Origin of the sequence: Paenibacillus oryziterrae (genome assembly GCF_042610485.1) — a bacterium.
Classification (GTDB): Bacteria; Bacillota; Bacilli; order Paenibacillales; family Paenibacillaceae; genus Paenibacillus_AQ.
Window position 1 is genome coordinate 1 of record NZ_JBGJZO010000049.1, and the last position, 3,256, is coordinate 3,256.

4 protein-coding genes are annotated in these 3,256 nt (G+C 35.7%); all 4 read left to right on the forward strand.

Annotated features, from left to right (window positions below; all coding sequences use genetic code 11):
• A partial coding sequence (locus ACAN55_RS24095) for a hypothetical protein (RefSeq protein WP_379139122.1) occupies positions 1-565 on the forward strand: 565 nt, incomplete at its 5' end.
• A gap of 236 nt (positions 566-801) precedes the next feature.
• Positions 802-1,209, forward strand: a complete 408-nt coding sequence (locus ACAN55_RS24100; RefSeq protein ID WP_379139124.1) for a DUF6210 family protein — start codon at positions 802-804, stop codon at positions 1,207-1,209.
• A gap of 153 nt (positions 1,210-1,362) precedes the next feature.
• Complete coding sequence (locus ACAN55_RS24105) at positions 1,363-2,244, forward strand: PIN domain-containing protein (RefSeq protein ID WP_379139126.1); 882 nt, start codon at positions 1,363-1,365, stop codon at positions 2,242-2,244.
• 232 nt (positions 2,245-2,476) lie between these two features.
• Positions 2,477-3,151 (forward strand): hypothetical protein, encoded by a 675-nt coding sequence (locus ACAN55_RS24110; RefSeq protein ID WP_379139128.1) that lies wholly within the window; start codon positions 2,477-2,479, stop codon positions 3,149-3,151.
• The last annotated feature ends 105 nt before the right edge of the window (positions 3,152-3,256 follow it).

A 3,256-nucleotide genomic window follows, 5' to 3' on the forward strand; every position in this document is an offset into this window, starting at 1 on the left:
AGGCAGACAACCCTGCGAACCTAACCGCATCGCGGCCGCCCCGTTGGGGCTTAAGGTTCTCGGGTTCGTGAATGCGGAAACGTTATGCGCAATCCCGGAAACAGTAATAAACCATAATAAAACAAAGGAAAAAAGCATGAAAAAACTAATAGTAATAGCATTTATAACAATGGTCATTTTTGTTGGCTTTATATATTTTCATAATAATAAAGAACCGGATTCATCTTTAATTTATGATAAAAACCTGAGTAATCATAGTGGCTTTAGAATAACAGAAGAAAATAAAGTAGTAATTACTGAAAACATTCATATCATTAACCCCACAAAAAAGAGGATAAGATTTATGATTTCAGCTAACTTTTCTAAAGATTTTCAGGACGGGCTAGTAAAACAAAAATATTTAAAGGGCTATATAAGTGAAAATGAAAAAGATAACATATTTGAATTAGAATCAAGTACCGAAAGGGACTTTATAATCTATTTTATTGGAGAAGCTGGATCTAAGATGCAAAAGCATGATAGAAACCCACCTGAAAATGTACTAATTAAAACAGTAGATGAATGATAAAAGGCTATTTATGAAAGTTATTCGGAGAAGCCAGGACAGCGCATAACACCGTAATCACGCATCGGGCCATTCGGCCCTGGGTCCGCCCGAGGCATTTCGATGAAGCTGCACCAGGCGGACAACCCTGCGAACCTAACCGCGTTGCGGCCGCCCCGTTGGGCTTAAGGTTCTCGGGTTCGTGAATACGACAACGTTATACGAAAGTCCTAAAAACAAATAAAGAAGGGGTACAAGTGAATCAAAATCGTGAAATAAATCTTTATGGACTAGAACAGATTGCACTTATTATCAAATCCAAATCGGGAGTGACATATACTAACCAAGCTGGTGGCTATGCGTGCATTCAACCTTCAGTAGAAGGAATACTAACAATCGTAGATGATGATACCAAGACAATGCTAAAAGAGCTATCAGAATACACAATAAACAAAACAACATTTAACATTGACGATGCTGAATTTATTGATAAACTACTTCAATCAAATAGTGGGGGCAAATTTCTGGAAATTGACAGAAGTAAGTTGGAGTTTTCAATGGAGGCATGGATACACGTAATTATTAACTATGAGAAAACGGAAAATACAATACTAAAGGGATTTAATGAAACTCAAGGTATATTAACATGGAACAATAGTGATTAAGGGCAAGACCTTCGTATAACATAGTATTCACGCTGCGTCGCTAACGCTCCTGGGTCTGCCCGAGGCTAGAGCGAGGAAGTGATAGCTGGCAGACAACCCTACGGGTTCGTAAATACAACAACGTTATGTGAAATATGACTAAGGAGAATGAAAATGACCAAATTCTTAATTGATGCAAATACATTTTTAGATTTTTATCGGTCGAATAATGACGCTTTACAAATACTTGATGAAGTGAAAAAGAATAAAGATAACTTTATATTTTCTGAACAAGTATTTAATGAGTTTATGAGAAATCGAGTAACAGAACTTGAATCTCTCATATCTAATTTTAAAAATTCAATAAAGATTAATATTTACTCATCGTCTATATTAAACAGCATGCAACCATATATTGAGATTCAAGATCTTAAGAAAACAATTGCCGAGAAAGGAAAGGATCTTGTTAAATCAATTGAAGAAATGATAATTGACTCAGAAAAGGATCCCGTTAGCTTGAAAATCAAGGAGTTATTTCAATCTCCGGGAGTTCAAGTGATTAATGTATCGGATGACGATATTTTAAGAGCTAAGAAGAGAAAATTACTTGGACAACCACCAACAAGTAGGGATAAGGCAAGCATTGGAGATGAAGTGATTTGGGAATCGCTTATATCTAAAGGTGAATCAGATATAGTAATTGTATCGAGGGATAAAACCTACTCCAGGAATATAGATTTATTAAAAACTGAATACCTAAATAAAACAGGTAAACAACTAATACAGATAACAGATAGAATAACTACAGCAATAAGGTCGATTGGAAATATGCCATCTACTGATGTAGTCGAATTAGAAACAAAGCAACTTGAGGAAAGAGAAAAATCAATAAAACAAATTGTTGGGGAAGTTCAAGACGTGATGATTCACTTTGAAAGATATGGAATGTATGAAATGGCTTGTGTTAATTGTGGTAGTGGAATATCTCAGTTACAACGGCAATGTCACCATTGTGGTAAATTGAATCCTTTTTTTATGCAAGATGATGACCTGTAGTAATTTCAAGGAGAGTCATACTTCACATAACATAGTATTCACGCGGCGGCCCTTACGGCCCTTGGTCTGCAGAGGCATTTCGAAGAAGCGGAATCAGCAGACAACCCTGTGAGGCTAAGTGGCGGAGCCACCCGGCCCTAGCGGGCCTTAAGCCTCTCGGGTTCGTGAATACAACAACGTTATAAGAAATTCCCGCAACAGAAACTGATGATGAATCAAGGAGGATTATTTCTTGACTAAAGAAATATTTTTTAATCTTAAGGAAGTATTCAGTCCTAATGAAAAATTAGATAGATGGATACTTAAGTTAGCCATTGCGAGAAGCGACATACTTCATGTGCATAAGAGACATGTTGATGTATTACAAGACGAAACAAATATAACAAATGGAGAAAGTCTATATTTATTTCGATTGGCAATTTCTCATTTGAGAGAAGTTGTAAAACTAATTACTTTTGGAAGTAACGATCAAGAGATTAGGACGTTTATTACAGGAATATCAAAAGAAGTAGACTCAGAATTCAATCGATTTATTATGTCAAAGGAAGATCCATTCTTAAATAACGTATTAATACCTACCAGAAACAACTTGTTTCATTATTATGATAAAGATAAAGACAAGGAATTCAAGGTGAGGCTTGAAGAGCTAAAAGATTTTGAAACGAAGATTTTAAGTGCATCTAAAAAAATTAAGGATACTGAGTATGAATTTGCTGATCAAGTTACACTATTAATGAGTATTGGGGATATTTCTTATGATGAATTTAAAGAACTAGTGAAATTAGTAAGTAGTTACATGGTTTCATTTTCTAAAGTGGCTGAAACCATAACAGGGGCTTTTCTACTTATGAAGAAATCAAAGTTTAGACAAAATAGTATTTTCAAAGAAGGCGGGAACATCTTATAACAATGTGTTCACACATCGGCGGAGGGTCTGTCAATAATTTTGTGTAAACTCTTTAGCAAGGAATTCCCCCGAGGGGGAATTCGCGATACTAGCGTAAGTACTGGC

Excerpts from the sequence above, each read along its gene's own strand:
- ACAN55_RS24105 (WP_379139126.1), top strand. The coding sequence starts at position 1,363 with ATGACCAAATTCTTAATTGATGCAAATACATTTTTAGATTTTTATCGG.